The organism is Prescottella defluvii, assembly GCF_000738775.1.
GTDB lineage: Bacteria > Actinomycetota > Actinomycetes > Mycobacteriales > Mycobacteriaceae > Prescottella > Prescottella defluvii.
The window spans coordinates 1-24490 of sequence record NZ_JPOC01000066.1 but is presented as its reverse complement, the minus strand read 5'-3'; the positions used below and the strand labels follow the sequence as shown (position 1 = coordinate 24490).

The following is a 24490-nucleotide window of genomic DNA, read 5'->3' as shown; positions in this document are numbered from 1 at the left end:
GTCAGGCGAACGACCGCAGCCAGTTCACCAGCCACGACGTCGCGGTGGCGCCACTGCGGTCGACCACATACCGGCTGTAGTCCTGGTGCGCCTGGGAACGGTAGAACGCCTCGAGCTTCTCCGCCCGATCCTCGGTGGCAGTGTCGGACGACTCGGCCTGCAGGGTCGGCATCCCGCCGGCGGCCATGAGGTCCTGCACGATCGCCACGGCCTCCTGCACGTACCGTCCGGACTCCACAGCCTGCGGCGACGAGTTCTGCGCCAGGAACCCGGCCAGGCGAGTCACGAAATCTTCCTTCGGGGTGGAGCAGTACAGGTCGCCGACGACACAGAACGTGCGCGTCTGCGGCGTGACCCAGCCGAATCCGCCGACGCGGGGGCCACCGGCCCCGTTGCCGACCACCGGCGGTCCGACCAGGATGTCGGTCTCGGACCGGCGCGGATCCGACAGCAGTCCGACCGCGGCGACCCGCGTCGGCGACACCACTCCGGTACCGGTACCGAGTTCGGCGGCGAGGTCTCCGGCGGCGTCGGCGCCCTGGCTGTAACCGACGATCGCGAACCGGGTGTTGCCGCACCGCTGCGCGACGTCGGCGATGACGCCACGGGCGTTGTCCACCGCCTGCCGCTTGGACGCGCCGTACACCTCGGTCTCCCACGGGAACGCCGTGGCCGCGTAGGACACGTAGGTGACGCCAACCGAGGACGGCAGCGGGTCGGTGACGGCCGCCAGCATGCCCGGGCCGCGGTGCTCTCCGGGATCGGTCGTGGTCTCCCACGTGCCGGGGATCGCGACGACCTGCAGGTTCGGGCATGCCGGTGCCGCCTGCGCGGACCCCGCGCCGACCAGTGCCGTCGAAGCGAAAACTGTTGCGGCGCAAACGCCGATCGCGGACAACGCCTTCTTCACACGCATCAACACCGCACCCCACTCACTGATCCGAGTGGCCACTCCCTGGCCACATGCCGTGACGTCCCCTCCCATGACAACGCCTGCGGGTGACGCGACACGTAGATACTGGCAGGTCTACGTTGCGGGGCGATGCACGATCGGTAAACGCACGTTACCGGAGAGGCCCCGGTATGTGGTGGCCTTCCTCCCGAGACGGCCGAAAGCGCCCATCCCACGGGAATTGCCACGAGGCGACATACCGGAAGGACTGCGGGCCCCCTCGAATCTCGAGGGGGCCCGCAGTTTTCACTCAGATCAGCCTCCGAGGCTGCCGAACAGTCCCGACAGGCTGCCGAAGCCTCCCGGACCGTCGGGATTGGGCAGGGTGTCGGGGTTACCGGTCACCGTGACGTTCACGGGTGCCGCAGCCGAGTCGATGAAGCCGGCGTCGGCCGTGAACTGGGCGGTGACGACGAACTCTCCCGGGTTCTGGAAGAACGTCGTCAATGTCGCGACACCGTTGGCATCCACCCGCACCGGCCCGCCGAGCAGGGTGTCACCGAGCTTGAACTGCACCGTGCCGCGCGCGTCAGCCGGGTCCAGGCGCGCGGTGAGCGTCACCGGCGAGCCCTTGTCGGTCGACGCGACCGGGTCGACCGTGATCGTGGTCGCCACGTCGGCGGCCGGCGCCTCGGTGACACTCACCGGGTACTGCAGCGAGACCGACGGGGAGATCCCGTCGGCGCCGGAGTACCGGGCGATGACCCGGTGGGTGCCGTCGGTGGTGAAGGTGTGCGCAAGCACCGCAGCACCGTCATCCATCACGTCGGCGGTGCCGACGGCGGTGCCGTCGACCTCGAAGGTCACCGTGCCGCCGGAAACACCCGGCTCGACCTTCGCGGTCAAGTTGACCGGCTGGTCACGGTAGGCATCCTGAGCCGGTCCGGTGACGGACGTGGTGGTCTGGATGTCCTGCGACGTCACCGTCACCGTCTTCGAACCCGACGACGCGTTGAAGAACTCCGCGCCCAGGAACTTCGCCCCGTAGGCGTAGTCACCGTCGACGTCGAGCGTCTCGGTCAGCGACGCCTTACCGTTCACCACGTCGACCGGCGCGCCGACGTCCTCGCCGTCACGGGTGAACTGCACCTGCCCACTGTCCGGGGTCGGGACGACCGTGGCGTTGAGCGTGAACTCGCCGCCGTTGGTCACCGCGCTGGGACCGTCCAGGTGGGTCACGGTGGCGACTGCCTGCCGCTGGATCTCGATCGTGGCCAGCGGACCGGCCCCCGCGTTCAGCGGGCCGCCGGAGGTGTTCCGCGGTGAACACTGGGTGGGAGCCCAGACGGTGCCGATGATCGGCGCGTTGGCCCGGGGCAGGAACGTCAGGAAGTTGGCGTCGTTGCCGAACTGGCCGGCGTTTCCGGCAGTGCGCAGTTTCATCGAGATTTCGCCGGCCGCGCCCGCCTTGAGGGTTGCCTTGACCTGCGGCAACTGGAACGACGTGGTGCTACCCGACGCATTCGCCTTGATACCGCCCTCGGAGTTCTTCGAGGACTTCGGTCCGTTGCCGATCGTCTCATTGTTCCCGGACAAGCGAATGATCGAGCCGTTCGTGTCCGGATTACCGCTCTCGTTGACGACGATGACGTTCGGCGCGACACCCGTGATGTTTGCCGACGTCCCGGCCACCACCTCGGCGCCGAGGAACTCCGCGTTCTCCGGCATTGCCACATCGATCTTGAGCCGCGAGATGTTCGCCAGGCTTGCGCCGGAACCCAGATCGTTGGGCACCGAGATCGGCGGCGGCGAGATCGTCACCACGAACTCCTCACCGGGCACCACAGCGGCCGGGGCGTCGACCGTCACCGACGCCGCCTGCACCTGAGTCTGCGGCCCACCGGCCAGGCTCGACGACGGCGACGCCAGACACGCGTTGTCGAACGGTGTCGTCGTCGTCTGCGCGGATGCGGCTCCCACACCCAGCACGCCCACGCCCGCGACGACCGTCGCACCCACCGCAACCGGTGCGATGTAGCGATACAGCTTGGAACTCATCGATCCTCCTGCACTCATGTCGTCAGCCCCCCAGCGATCCGGAGAACAGCCCGGTCAGCGAGCCCAAGCTTCCAGCGCTCGGGTCCGTGGTCTCCGGCGCGGCAGAGACGTTCAGCACCACAGGATTCGAGACGGTGTCCCGGAAGCCTTCACCGCCGAGGAACTTCGCGCTGAGCAACTGGGTGCCCTCGGAGTCGAGCGTGGTGGTGATGGTCGCCTTGCCGTCCACGACGGCGACCGGAGCGCCGATGGCCTCGGTGCCCTTGTAGAACTGGACGGTGCCCTGCGCATCGGCGGGGTCGACGTCCACGGTGAGCGTGACGGTCTGACCGACCACGGACAGGCCCTGGACGGTCAGCTGTGCGTCGACCGCAGTGAGCACGGGTGCGGCCGGAACGACCGTGGCCGTGAACGGGGCCGAGGTGGATGCGGAGAAGCCCTCGGTGCCGGCGAACTCCGCGACCACCTGGTAGGTGCCGGCGGTGTCGAAGGTGTGCTCGAGGACCGCGACGCCGTCGGCGGTGGCCACGTCGGCCGTGCCGACCTCGGTGCCGTCGACGGAGAACGTGACGGTGCCGCCGGTCGGGATCGGGCGGACGGTGGCCATCAGGTTGGTCGGGCTACCGGCCTCCGCGGTCACCGGTTCGACGACCACGGTGGTGGTCTGCCAATCGCCGTAGGAGACGTCGATCTGCTGGGCCGTGGCGGCCGAGTCGGCGACGCCGAAGCCGCCGGCGAAGTTGGCCGTCACCGCGAAGTTGCCCGGATCGTCGAAGCGATGGTTCAGCGTGGCCGTGCCACCGCTGACCTGGACCGGGTTGCCGACATCGGTGCCGTCGACCGCGAACTGCACGGTGCCCTGGGCGTCCGCCGGGGTGACGGTGGCCTGGAGCTGCACCGTCGAACCGGCCTCGGCCGTGGCCGGAACGGTCACGGCGGTGCTGGTCACCACCGGGCCGACCTCGACCTGCTGTGCCTCGGCCTCGGAGTCGTGGAACAGGCCGGTCGCGGTGTACTTGGCGGAGACGGAGGACGTACCCATCGTGTCGAAAGCGTGCGACAGCGTGGCCGTGCCACCGCTGACCGTGACCGGGTCACCGATCGGATTCGCACCGTCGAAGAACTGCACCGTGCCCGTAGCGGTGGACGGTGAGACGGTGGCGGTGAGGTTCGCCGGGCTGCCCTTGCCGATCGAGGCGGGCGCCGTCAACGTCATCGACGTGACCTCGCGCGGGTCCTCGACGCGAACCCACGCACCGGCCGGGTTGGCACCCGACTGCGAGCCGAACGCGTAGACGTCGAACACGAAGCCGGCGTTGTAGTCGCCCGGGGCCTGGTTCGCGGGGATCTTGTAGGTGACGGCGAAATCGACGTTGTCGAGGTAGCCCTTGTTGCCGAGAATCGGAACCGAGTTGCAGCCGCCCCCGCTGCAGTACGCCGTGACCCCTCCGGGGGCCGAGGTGACAGTCGACTGCTTGCTGACCGTGTGCGAGAGATACTCGAAACCGGCAGGTTGGACCTGTCTCATACCGGTGATGTATCGACCGATACCTGCGGTCTTCCAGATCTTGGAGGTGTAGGTCACGGTGTCGCCGGGCCGGACGACGTTGACGCCCGCCTGGCTGGGATCGACCGCAGTGCCGTTCACTGCGGTCAGGCCCAGGCTCCACCGGAGATTGTCCGCCGATCCGCTGGCCGAAGCGGGCGGTGGGTCTGCAGCCGCAGCGACGCCGGCACCGGCGCCGAGCATCACCGCCATCGCGGCGCCGGCGGCAAGCACCGGTGTCGCGATTCTACGAAGGGTTGACGAAAACACGAATCCTCCTCGGGTCGGCCGCCCCCCGCCGGCGGTGCTGTGTTGTACATCACACAGGGCGAGACCCTATCCGTTGCAGGATCGTTGCGTAAGTGTTTTCTGGTCAAGCGTCCAGAACGCCGTCCATAAACCGGACGAAGGCCCCGTTCCACGCGAGGCGATGCGTGGAACGGGGCCTCCGAGTTCGAGGGTGCGACCGGCGGGGAGCGACGTTGGTCCCCGCCGGATCGCTCAGCGCTGAGGTGCGCTGGTGGTGCGGACCGGCGCCGGGAGCGACGTCGATCCTTCGAGGAACGAGTCGACCGCGGCCGCGCAGGAGCGGCCCTCGGCGATGGCCCACACGATGAGCGACTGGCCGCGGCCCATGTCGCCGGCGACGAAGACGCCGTCGACGTTGGTGGCCCAGTCCGACGAGCGGGCGACGTTGCCGCGTTCGTTGAGGTCGACACCCAGATCGGTGAGCAGGCCCGGCTTCTCGGGGCCGACGAAGCCCATCGCGAGGAACACGATGTCGGCCTCGAGTTCGAAGTCCGAGCCCTCGACCTTCTCGAAGCGGCCGTTCACCATCGCGACCTCGTGCGCCTTCAAACCAGCGACGACTTGCCGGCCGTTCTCCTCGCGTCCGACGAATGCCTCGGTGTTGACCGAGAACACGCGCTCGCCACCCTCCTCGTGAGCGGACGACACGCGGTACATCAGCGGGTACGTCGGCCACGGGGTGGAACCGGCACGCTCGGCCGGCGGCCGGGGCATGATCTCGAACTGGTGCACGCTCTCGGCGCCCTGACGGTGGCTGGTGCCGAGGCAGTCGGCACCGGTGTCGCCGCCGCCGATGATGACGACCTTCTTGCCCTTCGCGGTGATGGTCGGCTCGGCCAGATCTCCCAGCTGCACGCGGTTCGCGATCGGCAGGAACTCCATCGCCTGATGGATGCCGTCGAGCTCACGGCCCGGGATCGGCAGGTCGCGCGCCTCGGTGGCACCGCCGGCAAGGACGACCGCGTCGAACTGCTCGCGCAGCTGCTCGGCGGTGATGTCGACACCGACGTCGACGCCGGTACGGAACACCGTGCCCTCGGCCTCCATCTGCGCCAGGCGGCGGTCGATGTGGCGCTTCTCCATCTTGAACTCGGGAATGCCGTAGCGCAGCAGGCCGCCGATGCGGTCCTCACGCTCGAACACCGTCACCGAGTGGCCGGCCCGCGTGAGCTGCTGCGCGGCGGCCAGACCCGCCGGGCCGGAGCCGACGACGGCGACCTTCTTGCCGGTGATGTGCGACGCGCGCACCGGCTGGACCCAGCCCTCGTCGAAGGCGCGGTCGATGATCTCGACCTCGACCTGCTTGATGGTCACCGCATCCTGGTTGATGCCGAGCACGCACGACGCCTCGCACGGCGCCGGGCACAGCCGGCCGGTGAACTCCGGGAAGTTGTTGGTCGCGTGCAGCCGGTCGATGCCCTCGCGCCACCGATCCTTGTGGATCAGGTCGTTCCACTCGGGAATCAGGTTTCCGAGCGGGCAACCGTTGTGGCAGAACGGGATACCGCAGTCCATGCAGCGGCTCGCCTGGTTCCGGAGGGTCTCGGGCTTGAAGTCCTCGTAGACCTCCTTCCAGTCCATCAGGCGCAGCGGCACCGGACGGCGGATGGGCAGCTCGCGCGACGTGTGCTTCAGAAAGCCGTTCGGATCACCCACGAGCTGCCTCCATGATTGCGTCGTCCACGTTCGTTCCGTTCTTCTTCGCGGTCTCGATAGCGACGAGGACCTTCTTGTAGTCGCGCGGCATGACCTTCGCGAAATGTGCCTTCTGGTGCGACCAGTCGGCGAGGATCCGAGCCGCAACCTCGGATCCGGTCTCGTCACGGTGGCGCTCGATGGCGCCGTGCAACCACTCGAAATCCTCGACGCTGAGGTCCTCGAGATCGACCAACTCGGTGTTGAGGTTGGTCCCGAAATCACGGTCCGGGTTGAAGATGTACGCGACACCGCCGGACATGCCGGCGCCGAAGTTGCGTCCGGTCTTGCCGAGGATGACCACCTTGCCGCCGGTCATGTACTCGCAGGCATGATCGCCCACACCCTCGACGACAGCGGTGGCGCCGGAGTTGCGGACCGCGAAACGCTCGCCGGCGATACCGCGGATGAGAACCTCACCTGTGGTGGCGCCGAACAGGATCACGTTGCCGCCGATGATGTTGTCCTCGGGCACGAAGCCCTCGGCCGTCTTCAGCGGCGGGCGGACAACGATGCGTCCACCGGACAGGCCCTTGCCGACGAAGTCGTTGGCGTCGCCGTGCAGCCGCAGCGTCATGCCCTTGGGCACGAACGCGCCGAAGCTGTTGCCGGCCGAACCCGTGAAGGTGATGTCGATCGTGTTGTCCGACAGACCTTCCGCGCCGTAGGCCTTCGTCACCTCGTGGCCGAGCATGGTGCCGACCGTGCGGTTGACGTTGGTGATCTCCGACGCGAACGCGACGGCCTCACCCTTGTCGAGGGCCGGACGCGCCTGCTCGATGAGCTGCTGGTCGAGCGCCTTCTCCAGGCCGTGCTCCTGTGTGCCGGAGCAGTACAGGTCCTGGTCCGCGAACGCGGACTCGACCTTGTGCAGGATCGGCGACAGGTCCAGCTTGGACGCCTTCCAGTGCTCGAGCGCCGCGGTGGTGTCGAGGACGTCGACCTGGCCGACCGCTTCCTGCAGGGTGCGGAAGCCCAGCTCGGCGAGCAGCTCACGCACCTCCTCGGCGATGAACATGAAGAAGTTCTCGACGAACTCGGGCTGGCCCGCGAAACGCTTGCGCAGCACCGGGTTCTGCGTCGCGACGCCCACCGGGCAGGTGTCGAGGTGGCACACGCGCATCATGATGCAGCCCGAGACGACCAGCGGAGCGGTCGCGAAACCGAACTCCTCGCCGCCGAGCAGCGTCGCAATCACGACGTCGCGGCCGGTCTTCATCTGACCGTCGACCTGGACCACGATGCGGTCGCGCAGACCGTTGAGCAGCAGCGTCTGCTGGGTCTCGGCCAGGCCGAGCTCCCACGGAGCACCCGCGTGCTTGAGCGAGGTCAGCGGCGACGCACCCGTGCCACCGTCGTGGCCCGAGATCAGGACGACGTCGGCGTGCGCCTTCGAGACACCCGCGGCGACGGTGCCGACACCGATCTCCGAGACCAGCTTGACATGAATACGGGCCGCGGGATTGGCGTTCTTCAGGTCGTGGATCAGCTGCGCCAGATCCTCGATCGAGTAGATGTCGTGGTGCGGCGGCGGCGAGATGAGGCCGACACCGGGGGTGGAGCCACGCACCTCGGCGACCCACGGGTACACCTTGTGCGGCGGCAGCTGGCCACCCTCACCGGGCTTGGCGCCCTGCGCCATCTTGATCTGGATGTCGGTGCAGTTGCTCAGGTAGTGCGACGTGACACCGAAGCGACCCGACGCGACCTGCTTGATCGCCGACCGACGCCAGTCACCGTTCTCGTCCGGCGTGAAACGCGACGGATGCTCTCCGCCCTCACCGGAATTCGAACGGCCACCGAGACGGTTCATCGCGATCGCGAGCGTCTCGTGCGCCTCGGCGGAGATCGAGCCGTAGCTCATCGCACCCGTCGAGAAGCGCTTGACAATCTCGCTGACGGGTTCCACTTCGGAGATCGAGATCGGCTCGCGCACATCGGTCTTGAACTTGAACAGACCGCGCAGCGACGCCAGGCGCTCCGACTGGTCGTCGACCAGCTTGGTGTACTCCTTGAAGACGTCGTACTGGCCCGTCTTGGTGGCGTGCTGGAGCTTGAACACCGTGTCCGGGTTGAACAGGTGGTACTCGCCCTCACGACGCCACTGGTACTCGCCGCCCACCTCGAGCTCGCGGTGCGCCCGCAGCTCGGGACGATCCAGGTATGCATTGGCATGGCGCACAGCGACATCAGATGCGATCTCGTCCAGGCCGATACCGCCCAGGTTGGAGTGCAGGCCCGTGAAGTACTCGTCGACGAGTTCCTGCGACAGGCCGATCACCTGGAACAGCTGGGCACCGGTGTACGACGCGAGCGTCGAGATGCCCATCTTCGACATCACCTTCAGCACGCCCTTGCCGGCGGCCTTGATGTAGTTCGCGATCGCCTTGTCGAGGCTCAGGCCCTGCAGTTGATCGCTCTGCAGCAGCTCGTCGATGGTCTCGAACGCCATGTACGGGTTGACCGCCGCGGCACCGCAGCCGAGCAACGCCGCCATGTGGTGGACCTCGCGGGCGTCACCGGATTCGACGACGAGACCGACCTTGGTACGCGTCTTCTCGCGCACCAGGTGCTGGTGCACCGCGGAGGTGAGCAGCAGCGACGGGATCGGTGCGTACTTCTCGTTGGACTCCCGGTCCGACAGCACGATGATGCGGGCGCCGCCGGCGATAGCCTCGGAAACCTTGTCGCGCACCGTGTCCAGGGCCTTGCGCAGACCCTCGCCGCCGAGGGCGACCGGGTACACGCCGCGGACGACGACGCTGCGAAAGTGCGGGAACTCGGCGTTGTCGTTGATGTGGATCAGCTTGGACAGGTCGTCGTTGTGCAGGATCGGCGACGGCAGCGCGATCTGGCGGCACGACACGGCCGACGGGCTGAGCAGGTCGGCCTCCGGGCCGATGGTGCCACCGAGGCTGGTGACGATCTCCTCGCGGATCGCGTCGAGCGGCGGGTTGGTAACCTGCGCGAACAGCTGCTGGAAGTAGTCGAACAGCATCCGCGGGCGGGCCGACAGCACCGCGATCGGGGTGTCGGTGCCCATCGAGCCCAACGCCTCGCCACCGGTGATGGCCATCGGCTTGACGAGGAGGTTCACCTCTTCGTTGGTGTACCCGAAGATCTGCTGGCGCAGCACGACCCGATCGTGGGTCATGTACGTGTACTTGCTCTCCGGCAGGTCGTCGATCTGGACGAGGCCCTCGTCGATCCACTGCTGGTACGGGTGCTCCGCGGCGAGCTCCGACTTGATCTCGTCGTCCGAGATGATGCGGCCCTGCGCGGTGTCGACCAGGAACATGCGGCCCGGCTGCAGGCGCATGCGGCGCACGATCTTCTCCGGGGCGATGTCGAGGACGCCGACCTCGGACGCCATGACGACCAGGCCGTCCTCGGTGACCCACACACGCGACGGACGCAGGCCGTTGCGGTCGAGCACGGCGCCGACGACGGTGCCGTCGGTGAAGCACACCGACGCCGGTCCGTCCCACGGCTCCATGAGCGCCGAGTGGTACTGGTAGAACGCCTTGCGCGCCGGATCCATGCTCTCGTGACGCTCCCAGGCCTCCGGGATCATCATCAGCACGGCGTGCGGCAGGCTGCGGCCACCGAGATGCAGCAGCTCGAGCACCTCGTCGAAGCGGGCGGTGTCCGAGGCGCCGGGGGTGCAGATCGGGAAGATCTTGTCGAGCGCACCCTCCCCGAAGACGTCGGACTCGATGAGCGCCTCACGGGCCCGCATCCAGTTCTCGTTGCCACTGACGGTGTTGATCTCACCGTTGTGCGCGACGCGACGGAACGGGTGCGCCAGCGGCCACGACGGGAACGTGTTGGTGGAGAAGCGCGAGTGCACCAGGCCCAGCGAGCTCTCGACACGGTCGTCCTGCAGGTCCAGGTAGAAACCCTTCAGCTGCGGGGTGGTCAGCATGCCCTTGTAGACGAACGTCTGGCCCGACAGGCTCGGGAAGTACACCGACTCGCGGCCCGGGCCGTCCTCGCCGGCACCGCCGTCGCCGAGCTCGTGCTCGACACGCTTGCGGATGACGTACGCGCGGCGCTCGAGGTCCATGTCGGTGACCGTGTCGGCGGCGGAACCGGCCGACCCGATAAACACCTGACGGAACGTCGGCATCGCGGCGCGGGCCAGCGAGCCGAGCGACGAGTCGTCGGTGGGGACCGCGCGCCAGCCGAGAACCGTCAGGCCCTCCTCGGCGACGATCTTCTCGACGCCCGCGGCCGCCTCGTCGGCGGCGGCGTCGCCCTGCGGCAGGAACGCGATGCCCGTGGCGTACGCGCCCGCGGCGGGCAACTCGAAATCGACGACGGCGCGCAGGAACCGGTCCGGAACCTGGAGCAGGATGCCGGCGCCGTCACCGGTGTTGGGCTCGGACCCCGCGGCACCACGGTGCTCGAGGTTGACGAGTGCGGTGATCGCCTTCTCGACGATGTCCCGGCTGCGACGACCGTGCATGTCGACGACGAATGCGACGCCGCACGCGTCGTGCTCGTGTGCCGGGTGGTAGAGCCCCTGAGGCCCGGGAAGATGATTCATATCTACTGCCTTCGTATGCGTAAATGCACCGACGACCAGCAGCGCTGATGGCCATACAACTGCAGAGCACGTACCGACACGACACTGTGTTCGGCACCGACCGAGAATGGCTCGCCATTGAGCCTGAGCACGGGACTGACGTCCACCCCCGGCGACGTTGCTCGAGGGCGATTCAGACGGTCATGAGTCCACCGTGTTGAGAAAAGGTTAATTCACGCCCCCGGGATAAACGCAACCAAGGTTCCCCTCTCCACGTTGTGACCTGTGGTTTTCCTCCCTGTTGCTGGGGAAATGAAGTGCACGTCACAGCCTAGGGCGAATGTTTCGCACCCGACGGGCGGACGGATTGCAGCATCGACACGATCGTCGGGCGGTGTGTCGCCGTGGTGTCACGACTCGATCGCGACCACCGACACCGAGTCGCCGTCGTAGTTCGTCACGTACGCGCGGGTGCCGTCCGGGGTGATCGCGACCGCGGACGGACTGTCGCCGACCGTGACGGTCCCGACGACGGCGTTCGCGGCGGTACCGATCACCGACACCGTGTCGCTGGCGTAGTTGGTGACGTACGCGCGGGTGCCGTCCGGCGTGACTGCCGTCCCGAACGGACTGTCGCCGACCGCGACGGACCCGACGACGGCGCCCAGCGGCAGGTCGATCACCGACACCACATCGCTGTCCCAGGCGGTGACGTAGGCGCGGACACCGTCCGGCGTGATCGCCACCCCGAACGGCCCGTCGCCGACCGCGACGGACCCGACGACGGCGTTCACCGGGACCCCGATCACCGACACGTCGTCGCTGCCCTGGTTGGCAACGTAGGCGCGGGTGCCGTCCGGGGTGACGGCGACCTCGGACGGCAGCCGGCCGACGGGGACCGTGACCACGACCGCGTTCGCGGCGGTGTCGATCACCGACACCGTGCCGCCGTCGTAGTTCGTGACGAATGCGCGGGAACCGTCGGGCGTGATCGCCACCCCCTCGGGGCTCGCACCGACGGGGACCGTCGCGGTGACCGTGCCGGTGCCGGTGTCGATCACCGACACGGTGCCGTCGTCGGAGTTGGTGACGTAGGCGCGGGAACCGTCGGGGCCGACCGCGACGTCGGTCGGAAAGCCGCCGACCGACACGATCGCGGCGACGGTCTCGGTAGCTGTGTCGATCACCGAGACAGTGCCGTCGAAGTAGTTGGTGACGTACGCGCGGGAACCGTCGGGGGCGATCGCCACCTCCGTCGGACCTCCACCGACCGTGATCGTTCCGGTCACGTTGTCCGCGTGGACAATCGGCGCGAACAGGACGAATCCCACCACGGACACGGTGACCAGTACGGCGGTCCTGGACATCGCGATCATGCGCTTTCCCTTCTCCGAGAGGGCACATCGCCGAAGTCGGACAGCGCTCCCACACCGTCACGGCGGCGCATCTTCGTTCCTCTCCATTGGACGCCGCGCAGGCGGGCCTGTAAACGCCCCGGGTGGGAGTCGTCACACAAACGGTGCCCGGACCCGCCGCCGGACCTCCGGTACGGTCCCCACATGGCTGGCACGGCAGCGATCCTCGGCGGCGGCATCGGTGGGCTCACGGCCGCCAATCATCTGACCCGGCGCGGCTGGGACGTCACGGTCTTCGAGCGATCACCCGGACCACCCACGACCGGAACGGCGCTCGGCATGTGGCCGCAGGCGATGGCCGCTCTGGACGCGGTAGATCTGGGCGACCGGGTGCGGGACCTCGGTGCCCGACAGCAGCGTGCCGCGTTCCTGCGACCCGACGGATCGGTCATCGGTCGCGTGGACAGCGACCGCCGCACCGCCTACCTGATCTCCCGGCCCGCCCTGCTCGGCGTGTTGCTCGACGGCCTGCCCGGCGAGGTCGTGCGCTTCTCGACCGCGGCGCCCGACCTGGCGACACTCGCCGGGTTCGACGTGGTCGTCGCCGCCGACGGCACCCGCAGCGCCACCCGCGACGTACTGTTCGGCTCCCGGTACCGATCCGAGTACACGGGCATGACGGCCTGGCGCGGATGGATTCCGGGCGAGACGGCCTCGGTCACCGAGACGTGGGGGCCCGGTGCGCTGTTCGGCATCACGCCCCGCGAGGGCGGACTCGTGAACTGGTTCGCGGCCGTCCGGTCCCCCGCCGACTCGACCGGTGGGCTCGAGTACCTGCGGGCCCGGTTCGGTGACTGGCACCAGGACATCCGGAAGATCCTCGAACGAGTCGATCCCGAAGTCGTACTGCACCACGACCTCTACCAGTCGCCGCCGCTGCCGTCGTACGTGCGCGGCAACGTCGCGCTGATCGGCGACGCCGCGCACTCGATGGCCCCGAACCTGGGTCGCGGCGCGTGCGAGGCGATGGTCGACGCGGTGACCCTGGGCGACCTGTTGACCGAGCACCCGGTCGCCGACGCCCTGCGCCGCTACGACCGAGCCCGGCGCAGACCGACCCGACGCCTCGTGCGGGCCTCGCGCGTCGTCGGACGGGTCGCCACCGCCGAGCGTTGGACAGGGCTGCGGGACACCGTCGTCGGGCTCGGTTCACGTTTCGCGTGAAACATCGGATCGGAAGGCGATCCGGGGTGCAGATATAGCTACTGGCCGCAGCGAGTGGACAGCTGCGGCCAGTGCAGGACGAACATTAGCATCTGTTGAACGTTTGTCTCACAGGGATCGGAACTTCTTCGCGGAGTGTCCGATCACCCGTTTCGAACGCCCCGGTCAGGCGGTGGAGGCAACCTTCTCCTCGGCGTCCGCGGCGACCGGACGGGTCGAGGCAACCGCCTTGCGGCCGGGGATCGCCGACGCGATCGCCGCGGCGATCAGCGCGACACCGCAACCGATCAGCAGACCCGTACGGAACCCGGCCTCGGTGGGCATCGTGTGCCCGCCGACGTCGACGCTCATCTGCGCCAGCACGACGCCCACGACCGCGGCGGCCACCGACGTGCCGATCGAACGCATGAGGGTGTTGAAGCTGTTGGCGGAACCCGTCTCCGACAGTGGAACCGCACTCATGATCAGGGCCGGCATGGTGCCGTAGGCAAACCCGGTACCGACACTGCAGATGCACACCACCAGCAACAGACCCCACGTCGAGCCCATGAGCAGCATCGACGATCCGTAGCCGACGGCGATGATCAGGGCGCCGACGAACAGGGTGACCTTGGGGCCACGGACCGCCGACAGCTTGGCACCGATCGGCGAGACCGCCATCATCACCAGGCCACCGGGAGCCATCCACAGACCCATCGCGAGCATCGACTGCCCCAGGCCGTAGCCCGTCGATTCCGGCAGCTGCAGCAGCTGCGGGATGATCAGCGACTGCGCGTACATGGAGAAGCCGACGACGACGGACGCCGCATTGGTCAGCAGGACCTGACGACCCGCGGTCACCCGCAGGTTCACCAGCGGATCGCTGGTGTGCAGTTCCCACCACCCCCAGGCCAGGAGCACGATCACCGCGGCGGCGAACAGGCCGAGGATCGAGGCACTGCCCCACCCCCAGACGGCACCCTTCGACACCGCGAGCAGCAGGCTCACCAGCCCGACGCCGAGACCGAGGGCGCCGACGAAGTCGAATCCCCCGGTGGCCATCGCGGGCGTGGCCGGGACGAGACGCCAGATCAGCGCGCCGATGAGGACGCTGAGCACCGCGCAGCCCCAGAACAGCGCGCGCCAACTGGTGTTCTCGATGACGGCCGCGGCGATCGGCAGGCCGAGCGCACCGCCGATGCCCATCGTCGCGCTCATCAGGGCGATCGACGACCCGAGCTTCTGCGGCGGCACCAGCTCACGGAGGGCACTGATCCCGAGCGGCACCATGCCCATGCCCAGGCCCTGCAGGCCGCGGCCGATGACCATCGGTGCGAGCGAGGTCGCCAGCGCACACGTCACCGAGCCGAGAACGAGCGGCACCGTGCAGAGCAGCAGCATCCTCCGCTTGCCGAGCAGGTCGCCGAGCCGGCCGGTGATGGGCGTCGCGACCGCTGCCACGAGCAGCGTGATGGTGATGACCCACGACGCATTGGACGCGGACGTGTCGAAGATTCGGGGCAGGTCGCCGATGAGCGGCACCACCAGGGTTTGCATGAGTGCCGCCACGATGCCGGCGACCGCCAGCACTGTGACGATGCCGCCCGAACGGGCGGTGGACGCGGAGCTGTCCACGGGACTCCCAACTTCTGGATTCGATCGGATTTCGTTACTCGAACTAGTTGCAGAGTACAACCAACTTGCATCATGCAAACAACTTGTATCGCGCAATATCCCAGGTAGGGTGATATGTCCGAATTCGGCGGGCACAATGAGAGAGCATCGAGCACCGACGAACGGTGCAAGCGCCCGAGAGGACCGGCATGGAGAAACCCACGCACCTGATCGACTTCGAGACCATGCTGCTCGGTCGACACGTGCACCACAACAGCCCACGCCCCCGGCGCAGCGGCGGCCACCTCGACAGCAGCGCCTACATCCTCCTCTGCCGCATCGACATCGAGGGCCCCATGTCGATCGGCCAACTCAGCGACGCTCTCGGACTCGACACCTCCACCCTGCACCGGCAGACCACCGCGATGCTCGGTGACGGACTCCTCGAACGTATCCCCGACCCCGACGGCGGCATGGCACGCAAGTTCCGCATCACCGCGAAGGGCAGGTCGCTCCTGGACGCGGAACGCACGGGAAGCATCGCGGCCCTCGACCGGATCATGGCGGACTGGGACGCCGAGGACGTCGCCGCCTTCGCCGCCTACCTCGAGCGGTTCAACACCGCCATCGAACGAACAGTCGGACGCCCGTGGCCGCGGCCGTGACCCACCGGCCACCGAACGCGGAGAAGCCGCGCAACGCCTCAGCGTTGCGCGGCTTCTCCGCTTCGTGAACTACGCCGACAGGCGCTTCGCGCCCTCCGGCACCTCCAACTCGGTGGATTTCTCGTCCGCCTGCAACTCGCCCACCTCGCTCTTGAGGATCCGCAGCGACCGGCCCAGGCCGCGCGCGGCGTCGGGCAACTTCTTCGACCCGAAAAGCACCAGCAGCACCACCGCCACGATCGCCCAGTGGCCGGGGCTCAGGGCACCCATCAGGACGGCTGCTTGCCGTCGGGGTAGACCGCGTCCACCTCGACCTCGACCAGCCAGCCCTCGACCGGCAGCGTGCCGACCTCGAGCGCGAAACGGGTGGGACGGGCGCTGTTCCGCTCGATCGGGGCGGCGGGAGCCGCGGTACCCATCGGCACCAGCTCGGTGTCACCGGTGTCGAGGTTGGTGTTGGCGAAGAACTGTCGGTAGGCGCGGTTCCATCCCGCGTAGTCGGCCCGGTCGGTGCCGGGGGCGTTGTCGAGGAACACCCGCATCGTGACGACGTCCTCGAGCGTCAGCCCCTGCGCTTCGAGATTGTCGCGAATCTTCTTCAGGACGCCGATGCCCTGCGCCTCGGTGACGGTCACCCCGGCGGGCAGCACTCCCCCGCTGAACTGGCTGTCGATGTAGGACTCCGGAGTGCCCTCGGGGGCAGCCTTGTTCGCCGCGGAGGGGCCGAGACCACTGGTCTTGTAGACGGCGGTGTTCGCACCGATCGCGACGCCCTCCGCGATCATCGGATTGGCCTGCCCCGCCGCGATGATCGACTTCGAGACGAACGTGCTCTCCGGGGTGGTCTCGGCCTCGGCCGTGTCGGACGAGCACGCGGTGGCGGTGACGAGCAGCGCGGACGCGGCGAGGGTGGCGGCGAACGTCTTGCGGGCAACGGATCTCATGGTGTCTCCTCTACGAATACGACTGGGGTTCATGCGGTCTGAGCGACACGCTGGTGGATACTGGTCACCACGTCGCGAGCCGACGTGAACGCGCCGTGCTGCCACGCGATCGCATTGGACAGGTGGTCGCCCGCGAAGTAGATGCGGTCCACCGGCTCGAGCAGCTTGGTGTACTCCGCGGTCGCCGCACCGCCGTGCGAGTCGCCGGCCCCGGCCCACGACGCCCACGCCGACTCCGAATACTTGGTGCGCCGCCACGACCCGGAGAACGACGACGAGATGTCGCGGGTGTACTTGTCGCCGTGGATCTCCGAACCCTCGGCGAGCGCCTTCGCCAGCCGCTGCCGGTGCGTGAGCGACTCGAACCCGAGTTGGCGCCGGCCCGTGCTGTAGTACGCGACCACGACGCCACGATCGGAGTTGTAGTGGTCGTACGGGAACATGATCTGCGAGATGTCACGGTCGGTGTTCGACGCGCCGCCGTAGATCCGGTCCTCGATCTCCCACCAGCGACGCGAGTACTCGATGCCGAGCTTGCCCGACGACGTCGGCTTCGCCGCCCGCAGTGCGGTGATCACGTCCGACGGCAGGTTGTTGTCGAGGCGCTCGATGAGGTTCGGCGGGATGGTGCAGATCGCGTAGTCGGCGGTGACGGACTTGCGCTGCCCGCCGACGCTGTAGTCCACCGTCACCCCGTCGGGAGTGTTCTTCATCGCGGTGACCTCGGCGCCGTAGACGAGACTGTCCCCGATCTCCTCCGCGAAGCGGTAGTAGATGCGGTCCATGCCGCCCACCGGCGTCAGCATCGTCATCGCCTGGTCGTACTCGAAGTCGAAGGCGAAGTTGCGGCCGATGCCGCTCTGGATGACGTCCTTCATCGCGAACGGCTGCTTCTGCGTGCCGAAGTTCAGCCCGGCACCGGGCTCGGAGTCGTAGCCACGACGCGGCGAACCGAGGTAGCGGCCGTCGTCGGACAGGTCACCCAAGCCGGACAGGAACTCCGACAGCTTGTCCTTGTCTTCCTTGGTGAGGACGTCGTCGAGCGCGCCCAGGTTGGTGGCCTTCTGCAGCAACTCCGAGACGTACCCGAACGTGTCCGCCTTCGCGGCACGGTAGGTGACGGACTGGCCGGCCAAGGGCTGACTGCCGGTGTAGTTGACCATCGTGTTGGCGTTCTGGTTACCGAAGATCTGCAGCTCGACACCCAGTTCGCGGCAGTAGTCGAGGGTGATGTGGCCCTGTGGGACGCGGGTTCCGCCGAGGTTGTAGTAGTGCCCCTCGGAGAACGTGCACTTCTGCGTCTCACCGTTGAGGTCGGTCTCCTCCGTCCCGGCGCGCACCGACCAGATCCGGCCCCCGGGACGGGTCCGGGCCTCGAGCACGGTGACCTTGTAGCCGGCCTTGCGCATCTCGTACGCCGCGCACAGACCCGCGGGTCCACCGCCGAGGATCACCACCGAGTGATCGCCCTTCACCGACCCGACCAGATCACCCGGAGTCAGCGACTGGAAGCGATTGGGCGTGCCCGCCGTGGCCGGAGCCAGACCGATCGAGGACATCGCCCCGTACGCCAGGCCCGCGCCTCCCGTGACGCCGAGTGCCTGCATGAAAGATCTACGTGTGAATGCCATTTCACGCTCCCAAGTGTCCGCCCGGTGATCCGGGTGTTCTGTTGGGACTCATCCTGGCGACAGTGCGGGTCGAGCAGTTGTCGCCCGTGGAACGGTTCCGAGTGGCCGACTGAGAACACGGGTCACCGCGCGTGCACGACATCTCAGTCGAGTGCGATCGCCGGAAGCATCCGCGCAATATCCCTGTTACACAGCCGGACTAGCGTCACGCGCTATGTCCGCACTCACAGACGCGATCGCGCGCTCGTTCACCGCCGGTGAACCCGCACGACCTGCACTGTCGCCGATGCGGGCACTCGGGCGCCGCCAACTGTCGGGGATCGAGGTGCTGGCGCAGTCGGTCGCGACCACCGCGCCGGCGGTGTCGATGGTGGTGTTGCCGGTCACCATCCTCACCCACGGCCACCTGATCGGCGGCATGCTGACGATCCTGGTCGCCACGATCGCGGTCACCCTCATTGCCTTCTGCCTGTCGCAGTTCACCCGGCGCATGGCTGCGGCCGGCGGGCTGCACAGCTTCGCGTTCCGCGGAGCAGGTTCCCGGGCGGCACTCACCGCAGCGGTCGCGATGCTGGTCAAGTACATCGGCAGCGCCGTCATGACGCTCTACCACGGTGGGCAGGCGGTGATCGCGCTGCTCGCCTTCGCGGGCATCGGCGCACCGGCATCGATCGTGTATCCCGTTCTGGCGGTGTGCATCCTACTGTGCCTGGTGCGCGGCGTGCGATTCGCCGCGATCGCCATCCTCGTCGTCGAGAGCTGTTCGCTCGCATTCATCGTGGGGTTGATGCTGTTCGGCGACAACGCATCCCAGATCGCCGTCCTGCCCGAACCGTCCGGGAGCGGCGTGCTGGCCCTGATGCTGGCCGCGTTGTTCGCGCTCGCCGGGTTCGAGAGCGCCGCATTCTTCGGCCCCGAAGCCCGCCGTCCACTCGTCACCGTCACCCGCACCGTGCTGCTGACGCCGGTGATCTGCGGATCGCTGTTCGTGTTCGCCGGCTGGGCCGCCTGGACCGGACGCAGCGACACCCTCGTCAACGCCTACCTGCACGGCACCGCGACGGGGGTGAGCCCCGCCGTGGTGATCGCACTGAACGTCGGGCTGTGCTGCTCGTGGCTCGCATCGGCGATGGCGTCGTCGAATGCCGCTTCCCGCCTGGTGTATTCACTCGGCATCGAACGTGTCCTGCCACCGTGGTGTGCCCGCGTGCACCGGTCGTTCCGGACACCCGACGTCGCGCTGACACTCGTCGTCGGAGTCGTCCTGCTCGGCGGCGGCGCCTTCGCGCTGTTCGGTACCGGCGTGATCTTCGGCGACCTGCGACTGGTGGTCCGCGGTGCGGTGATCGTCGCCTACGTCGTGGTCGCCGTGGCATCGGTGCGGTTCCTCAGCCGGATCGGCGAACAGACACCCGGGGTGCTCGCCGCCGGCGCACTCGGCAGCGCCGCCGGAGGGCTGGTGCTCGGATACCTGCTGTACGTCAACGTGCTCGACGCGTCGTACGTCGTCCCCATCGCGGTCGCGGTGATCCTCGCATCGGGGCTGACGTGGCGCGCGCACCTGCGTCGACGACGCCCCGACGCCCTGCTGCGGATGGGCGCGTTCGACAGCGCCGAGACCGCCGACGTCCTGCCGGGCGCGGGCATGTTCGCCGCCGACGCGACCGGGGCGACGATCCTCGTCGGCCGGAACGGGCACTGATGGCGGTCCGCGACCTCGGCGGCAACGAACCACGCGCGGTGCAACGCGCCCTCGCGCTGCTCGAGGCCGCCGCCCGACTGGGCTCCGGCGCGTCGGCGAAGGACATCGCGGCCCTCGCGGGCATCCCGCCGGCGACCGCCTACCGGCTGCTGAACCTGCTCGTCGCCGACGGCTACCTCGTCCGGATCGCCGACCTGTCCGGATTCGCGCTGGGCCGTCGTACCCGCGAATTGGCCGATGCCGCAGAACGAGCCGCCCCCGTCGACAACAGCGTCGTGCTCGAGGAACTCCGGGCACAGGTGCGGTGCGGGGTGTATCTGGCGTCGTACACGACCGGCAGGGTGCGCCTGGTGGACCGCGACCCCGACCACGAACTCACCGGCGAACGAACCCTGGTGGCCGCACCGCACGCGTCCGCGATCGGCAAACTGCTGCTCGCGTGGCGCCCCGACGTCCCGTCCGGCCCGCTCCGGAAGGTCACCACCCGCACCATCACCGACCCGGACGCCCTGGAACTGGAACTGTCGGTGATCCGGCGCGGCGAGCCCGCCCGCGAGGTCGACGAGATCCGCATCGGACGCTCCGCCGTCGCCGTCCCCATCCACGACGGACACCGAACCGTCGTCGGATGCCTCGCCGCGATCGGACCCACCGGTCGACTCGCCGTCGACGACGCCGAACTCGCCGAACTGCTGCGGGCCTATGCGGGGCGAGTCGTCGCGGTTGCCCCGCAGTCGGCCTGAGCGCCCACTCGTCGTCGCAACCGACGGGATCCCGCGCCTATCGAGAAGGAATGCGCGCACAGGCTCATCGAAGAACCCGGAAACGACAAAGGCCGCGAGTTCCGGAGAACTCGCGGCCTTGTGCCTATTGTGGGCGAAGGGGGACTTGAACCCCCACGTCCCGAAGGACACTGGCACCTGAAGCCAGCGCGTCTGCCATTCCGCCACTCGCCCGAGCGACGTGGAAAACACTAGCATGCACACTTCGGAAACAACGATTCGTGCAGGTGAGAGCCGGAAAACACAATCTCGGGGCGGCTACCGACCCGCTTCCGCCAGGGTGTCCGGATATCATGCAGGGGCGGCCGCAGGGAGCATTGCGGCCGCGACACGCAGACAGACCGCGACCAACAACAGCAAGGTTATGCCGTGGGGATCGTTCAACGTTTCGAGCGCAAGCTTCAGGGGGCCGTCGGCGACGCCTTCGCACGCGTCTTCGGCGGCGGCGTCGTACCCCAGGAAGTGGAAGCCGCGCTGCAGCGCGAGGCCACCGACCGCGTCCAGCAACTCGACGGCGGCCACTACCTGGCCCCGAACAGTTACGTGATCACGATCAACGAGTCCGATCACGAGAAGTTGGCGTCGGATCACGAGCTGACTGTGAAATCTTTTGCGCGACACCTCGAGGGATACATCCGCGAACAAGGGTGGCAGACCTACGGTGACATCGACGTCCGTTTCGAGGCGTCACCGACACTGCACACCGGGCAGTTCCGCACCATGGGATCGGTGAATCCGGATGCCCGCCGCGACAAGGCCGGCGGGTCCGGGCCTGATCCTCGGGCAGGACGCGCCCCCGTACCCGTTTCACCGACCTCAGGAGCAGGCCCCATGACGCAGAACTCCGGCTACGAACCCGGCCGCGAACCCCGGGACGACCGCGGCCAGGACCGCGAGTACCCGCACAACGGCAGCGCGCACCCGGGCCAGGATCAGCAGTCTGCCCAGGACGGCGGCCACCAGCAGGACTACCAGCAGGGTTACGGCCAGCAGGCGTACGGGGCCGCACCGCAGGGCGGCTACCCGCAGGACGCCGGATATCCGCAGCAGGGCGGCTACGACCAGGGCGGGTACCAGCAGGACTACCAGCAGCAGTACGACCCGCAGCAGCCGTACCCGGGCCAATACCCCGGCTACCAGCAGGACTACAACCAGCCCGGATACGACCAGGGCTACCAGAACCAGGGATACGAGCAGGACTACCAGGGCGGCTACGACCCGAACTACGACCAGCAGGGATACAGCCAGCAGGGATACGACCAGCAGGGCTACCAGGGCGGCTACGACCAGGCCGGGTACAACCAGGCCTACCCACAGCAGGGCTACGACCAGCAGGGATACAGCCAGCAGGGATACGACCAGGGCTACCAGGCCGGCTACGCCCCCGAGGCCGGACGCACCCTCACCGCGACCCTGCAGCTCGAGGACGGCAGCGGACGCTTCCATCAGCTGCGCGAGGGCAGCAACATCGTCGGACGCGGACAGGACGCACAGTTCCGCCTCCCGGACACCGGTGTGTCCCGCCGCCACCTCGACGTCCGTTGGGACGGCCAGGTCGCGATGCTGACGGATCTGGGCTCCACGAACGGCACCACCGTCAACGGCGCGCCCGTCCAGGACTGGCAGCTCGCGGACGGTGACGTGATTCGCGCCGGGCACTCCGAAATCCTGGTGCGTATCCTCTGACCACCTGAGACAGCCCACACCAACAGCGCACGCCGCGACTCGGAACACCCGGGTGCGGTGGAAGATCATGATCACCATCGGCGGCTTCCACATATGATGCAGCCAGCTGAAAATGCCCCGGCTGCGTATCCGCGCGGCCGTGCCCCCGAAGGAGGTGTCGAGCAGTGCAGGGACTGATTCTCCAACTGACGCGAGCTGGCTTCCTGCTGCTGCTCTGGCTCTTCGTCTGGGCCGTCATCAAGACGCTGCGCAGCGACATCTACGCCGGTGCCGGCGGTGGCCGCGCGGCGCCGCGCTACACCCGCACCGCGTCGGTGCTGCCGTCGCTCGGCAGGCAGAAGGTCGCGAAGAACCTCGTGGTGACCCAGGGCGCCCTCGCGGGCACCCGCATCACGCTCGGAACGCAGCCGGTCCTCATCGGTCGCGCCGACGACTCGACACTGGTGCTCACCGACGACTACGCGTCGACCCGGCATGCGCGGCTGTCGCCCCGCGGCGCCGACTGGTACGTCGAGGATCTGGGCTCCACCAACGGCACCTATCTGGATCGGGCGAAGGTCACCACCGCGGTGCGCGTCCCACTGGGCACGCCGGTGCGTGTCGGCAAGACCGTGATCGAGCTGCGCCCGTGACCCTGGTTCTCCGCTACGCGGCCCGCAGCGACCGCGGTCTCGTCCGCGCCAACAACGAAGACTCCGTGTACGCCGGTGCCCGGCTGCTCGCGCTCGCCGACGGCATGGGCGGGCACGCGGCCGGTGAGGTCGCATCGCAGCTGATGATCGCGGCGCTGGCGCACCTCGACGACGACGAGCCCGGCGAGGACCTGCTCGGCAAGCTCGACGCCGCCACCCACGAGGGCAACGCGACCATCGCCGACCACGTCGAGGAGGATCCCGAGCTCGAGGGCATGGGCACCACCCTCACCGCGATCCTGTTCGCGGGCAGCCGGCTCGGGCTCGTGCACATCGGCGACTCCCGCGCCTACCTGCTGCGCGACGACCAGCTCACCCAGATCACCCGCGACGACACGTTCGTCCAGTCCCTCGTCGACGAGGGCCGGATCACCGCCGAGCAGGCGCACACCCATCCGCAACGGTCCCTGATCATGCGCGCGCTCACCGGCAACGAGATCGAGCCGACGCTGACGATGCGCGAGGCCCGCGCCGGCGACCGGTATCTGCTGTGCTCGGACGGTCTCTCCGACGTCGTCAGCGACGAGACCATCGCGAACACGATGCGTGAGGGCACCAACGACGAATGCGCCGACCGGCTCATCGAGCTGGCGCTGCGCAGCGGCGGGCCCGACAACGTCACGGTCATCGTGGCCGACGTCATCGACCTCGACTACGGCCAGAGTCACCCGATCGTCGGGGGCGCCGCCTCCGACGACGACGAGGAGGACACCCCGCCGCCGAACACCGCCGCCGGCCGGGCCGCAGCGATGCGCCCGCCGCGGGCCACCCCCAAGCGGGTCGCGCCGGCACCGGAGGCCCCGCCGAAGAAGTCGCACAAGCTGCGCTGGACACTGCTCGGCCTCGGCCTGATCGTGGTCCTCGTCGCCGGGCTGCTCGTGGGCCGGACGATGATCCGCAGCTACTACTACGTGGGTGCCTCCGACGACCGGGTCACGGTGCTGCGCGGGATCCCCGGTTCGATCCTCGGATACCAGCTTCAGGAGAGTGCGCTCGTCGGCTGTGTCGCCGACGACGGTGCCCTCACGCTCGTCGACCCCCATCAGCTGCCCGACAAGTGCCGGGTGATGAAGGTCGACGACCTGCAGCCGTCCGCGCGCGAGCAGGTCCGGGCCGGTCTGCCGTCGGGCACCGAGGCCGACGCCACCGATCAGATGCGCCGCCTCGCCGACGGCGACCTGCTGCCGG

At 68.3% G+C, this 24490-nt stretch carries 17 protein-coding genes and 1 tRNA gene; 7 read left to right on the top strand and 11 right to left on the bottom strand.

Annotated elements, in window-relative coordinates; all coding sequences use genetic code 11:
- Position 1: 1 nt before the first annotated feature.
- From IJ15_RS0120920 to IJ15_RS0120895, 6 genes are all read right to left on the bottom strand, one after another.
- On the bottom strand, positions 2-916 hold the full coding sequence (locus IJ15_RS0120920) for a cutinase family protein (protein WP_081880856.1): 915 nt from the start codon (positions 914-916) through the stop codon (positions 2-4).
- A 291-nt stretch (positions 917-1207) separates the two neighbouring features.
- A complete protein-coding gene (locus IJ15_RS0120915) occupies positions 1208-2950 on the bottom strand; it encodes an Ig-like domain-containing protein (RefSeq protein WP_031940287.1) in 1743 nt (580 codons plus the stop codon).
- Between the two features lie 22 nt (positions 2951-2972).
- Positions 2973-4766, bottom strand: a complete 1794-nt coding sequence (locus tag IJ15_RS26950; protein ID WP_031940286.1) for an Ig-like domain-containing protein — start codon at positions 4764-4766, stop codon at positions 2973-2975.
- 231 nt (positions 4767-4997) lie between these two features.
- Entirely contained in the window at positions 4998-6461 is a 1464-nt protein-coding gene (locus tag IJ15_RS0120905; RefSeq protein WP_031940285.1) for a glutamate synthase subunit beta, read from the bottom strand.
- Positions 6454-11049, bottom strand: coding sequence for a glutamate synthase large subunit (gene gltB / locus IJ15_RS0120900; protein WP_031940284.1), 4596 nt, complete (start codon positions 11047-11049; stop codon positions 6454-6456). Before gltB ends, IJ15_RS0120905 begins: the two co-directional genes overlap by 8 nt.
- 389 nt (positions 11050-11438) lie before the next feature.
- Entirely contained in the window at positions 11439-12404 is a 966-nt protein-coding gene (locus IJ15_RS0120895) for a beta-propeller fold lactonase family protein (RefSeq protein WP_031940283.1), read from the bottom strand.
- A 183-nt stretch (positions 12405-12587) separates the two neighbouring features.
- Here IJ15_RS0120895 and IJ15_RS0120890 point away from each other — a divergent pair, with 183 nt between their 5' ends.
- Positions 12588-13607, top strand: coding sequence for an FAD-dependent oxidoreductase (locus IJ15_RS0120890; RefSeq protein WP_031940282.1), 1020 nt, complete (start codon positions 12588-12590; stop codon positions 13605-13607).
- A gap of 165 nt (positions 13608-13772) precedes the next feature.
- Here IJ15_RS0120890 and IJ15_RS0120885 read toward each other — a convergent pair whose 3' ends face one another.
- Entirely contained in the window at positions 13773-15221 is a 1449-nt protein-coding gene (locus IJ15_RS0120885) for an MFS transporter (protein WP_031940281.1), read from the bottom strand.
- A 188-nt stretch (positions 15222-15409) separates the two neighbouring features.
- Here IJ15_RS0120885 and IJ15_RS0120880 point away from each other — a divergent pair, with 188 nt between their 5' ends.
- Positions 15410-15865 carry a MarR family winged helix-turn-helix transcriptional regulator gene (locus IJ15_RS0120880; protein ID WP_031940280.1) on the top strand — a complete coding sequence of 152 codons (456 nt, stop codon included), beginning with the start codon at positions 15410-15412 and terminating at the stop codon, positions 15863-15865.
- A 69-nt stretch (positions 15866-15934) separates the two neighbouring features.
- On the opposite strand, the gene tatA is transcribed toward IJ15_RS0120880, so the two are convergent.
- The 3 genes from tatA to IJ15_RS0120865 are packed head-to-tail and all read right to left on the bottom strand — an operon-like array spanning position 15935 to position 18416.
- Positions 15935-16135: a Sec-independent protein translocase subunit TatA gene (gene tatA / locus IJ15_RS0120875; RefSeq protein ID WP_031940279.1), complete on the bottom strand. Its 201-nt coding sequence runs from the start codon at positions 16133-16135 to the stop codon at positions 15935-15937.
- Positions 16135-16809, bottom strand: coding sequence for a Rid family hydrolase (locus tag IJ15_RS0120870; RefSeq protein ID WP_031940278.1), 675 nt, complete (start codon positions 16807-16809; stop codon positions 16135-16137). The genes tatA and IJ15_RS0120870 overlap by 1 nt, the downstream gene beginning before the upstream one ends.
- Before the next feature lie 29 nt (positions 16810-16838).
- Positions 16839-18416 carry a flavin monoamine oxidase family protein gene (locus tag IJ15_RS0120865; RefSeq protein WP_031940277.1) on the bottom strand — a complete coding sequence of 526 codons (1578 nt, stop codon included), beginning with the start codon at positions 18414-18416 and terminating at the stop codon, positions 16839-16841.
- A 238-nt stretch (positions 18417-18654) separates the two neighbouring features.
- On the opposite strand from IJ15_RS0120865, the gene IJ15_RS0120860 reads away from it, so the two are divergent.
- Both IJ15_RS0120860 and IJ15_RS0120855 read left to right on the top strand, forming a co-directional pair.
- A complete protein-coding gene (locus tag IJ15_RS0120860; protein ID WP_031940276.1) occupies positions 18655-20142 on the top strand; it encodes an APC family permease in 1488 nt (495 codons plus the stop codon).
- Entirely contained in the window at positions 20142-20885 is a 744-nt protein-coding gene (locus IJ15_RS0120855; RefSeq protein ID WP_031940275.1) for an IclR family transcriptional regulator, read from the top strand. Before IJ15_RS0120860 ends, IJ15_RS0120855 begins: the two co-directional genes overlap by 1 nt.
- Before the next feature lie 130 nt (positions 20886-21015).
- On the opposite strand, the gene IJ15_RS0120850 is transcribed toward IJ15_RS0120855, so the two are convergent.
- Positions 21016-21098: transfer RNA gene (locus tag IJ15_RS0120850), tRNA-Leu, on the bottom strand.
- A 195-nt stretch (positions 21099-21293) separates the two neighbouring features.
- Here IJ15_RS0120850 and IJ15_RS0120845 point away from each other — a divergent pair.
- The 3 genes from IJ15_RS0120845 to IJ15_RS0120835 all read left to right on the top strand — a co-directional run.
- Positions 21294-22610 carry a DUF3662 and FHA domain-containing protein gene (locus tag IJ15_RS0120845; RefSeq protein ID WP_031940274.1) on the top strand — a complete coding sequence of 439 codons (1317 nt, stop codon included), beginning with the start codon at positions 21294-21296 and terminating at the stop codon, positions 22608-22610.
- Between the two features lie 164 nt (positions 22611-22774).
- On the top strand, positions 22775-23242 hold the full coding sequence (locus tag IJ15_RS0120840; RefSeq protein WP_031940273.1) for an FHA domain-containing protein FhaB/FipA: 468 nt from the start codon (positions 22775-22777) through the stop codon (positions 23240-23242).
- A partial coding sequence (locus tag IJ15_RS0120835; protein WP_031940272.1) for a PP2C family protein-serine/threonine phosphatase occupies positions 23239-24490 on the top strand: 1252 nt, incomplete at its 3' end. The genes IJ15_RS0120840 and IJ15_RS0120835, both read left to right, overlap by 4 nt.

Bases quoted from the DNA above. Each gene is read 5' to 3' on its own strand.
- IJ15_RS0120920 (WP_081880856.1), bottom strand. From the start codon at position 916: ATGCGTGTGAAGAAGGCGTTGTCCGCGATCGGCGTTTGCGCCGCAACA.
- IJ15_RS0120915 (WP_031940287.1), bottom strand. From the start codon at position 2,950: ATGAGTTCCAAGCTGTATCGCTACATCGCACCGGTTGCGGTGGGTGCG.
- gltB (WP_031940284.1), bottom strand. From the start codon at position 11,049: ATGAATCATCTTCCCGGGCCTCAGGGGCTCTACCACCCGGCACACGAG.
- IJ15_RS0120895 (WP_031940283.1), bottom strand. From the start codon at position 12,404: ATGATCGCGATGTCCAGGACCGCCGTACTGGTCACCGTGTCCGTGGTG.
- IJ15_RS0120890 (WP_031940282.1), top strand. From the start codon at position 12,588: ATGGCTGGCACGGCAGCGATCCTCGGCGGCGGCATCGGTGGGCTCACG.
- IJ15_RS0120880 (WP_031940280.1), top strand. From the start codon at position 15,410: ATGGAGAAACCCACGCACCTGATCGACTTCGAGACCATGCTGCTCGGT.
- tatA (WP_031940279.1), bottom strand. From the start codon at position 16,135: ATGGGTGCCCTGAGCCCCGGCCACTGGGCGATCGTGGCGGTGGTGCTG.
- IJ15_RS0120870 (WP_031940278.1), bottom strand. From the start codon at position 16,809: ATGAGATCCGTTGCCCGCAAGACGTTCGCCGCCACCCTCGCCGCGTCC.
- IJ15_RS0120865 (WP_031940277.1), bottom strand. From the start codon at position 18,416: ATGCAGGCACTCGGCGTCACGGGAGGCGCGGGCCTGGCGTACGGGGCG.
- IJ15_RS0120860 (WP_031940276.1), top strand. From the start codon at position 18,655: ATGTCCGCACTCACAGACGCGATCGCGCGCTCGTTCACCGCCGGTGAA.
- IJ15_RS0120855 (WP_031940275.1), top strand. From the start codon at position 20,142: ATGGCGGTCCGCGACCTCGGCGGCAACGAACCACGCGCGGTGCAACGC.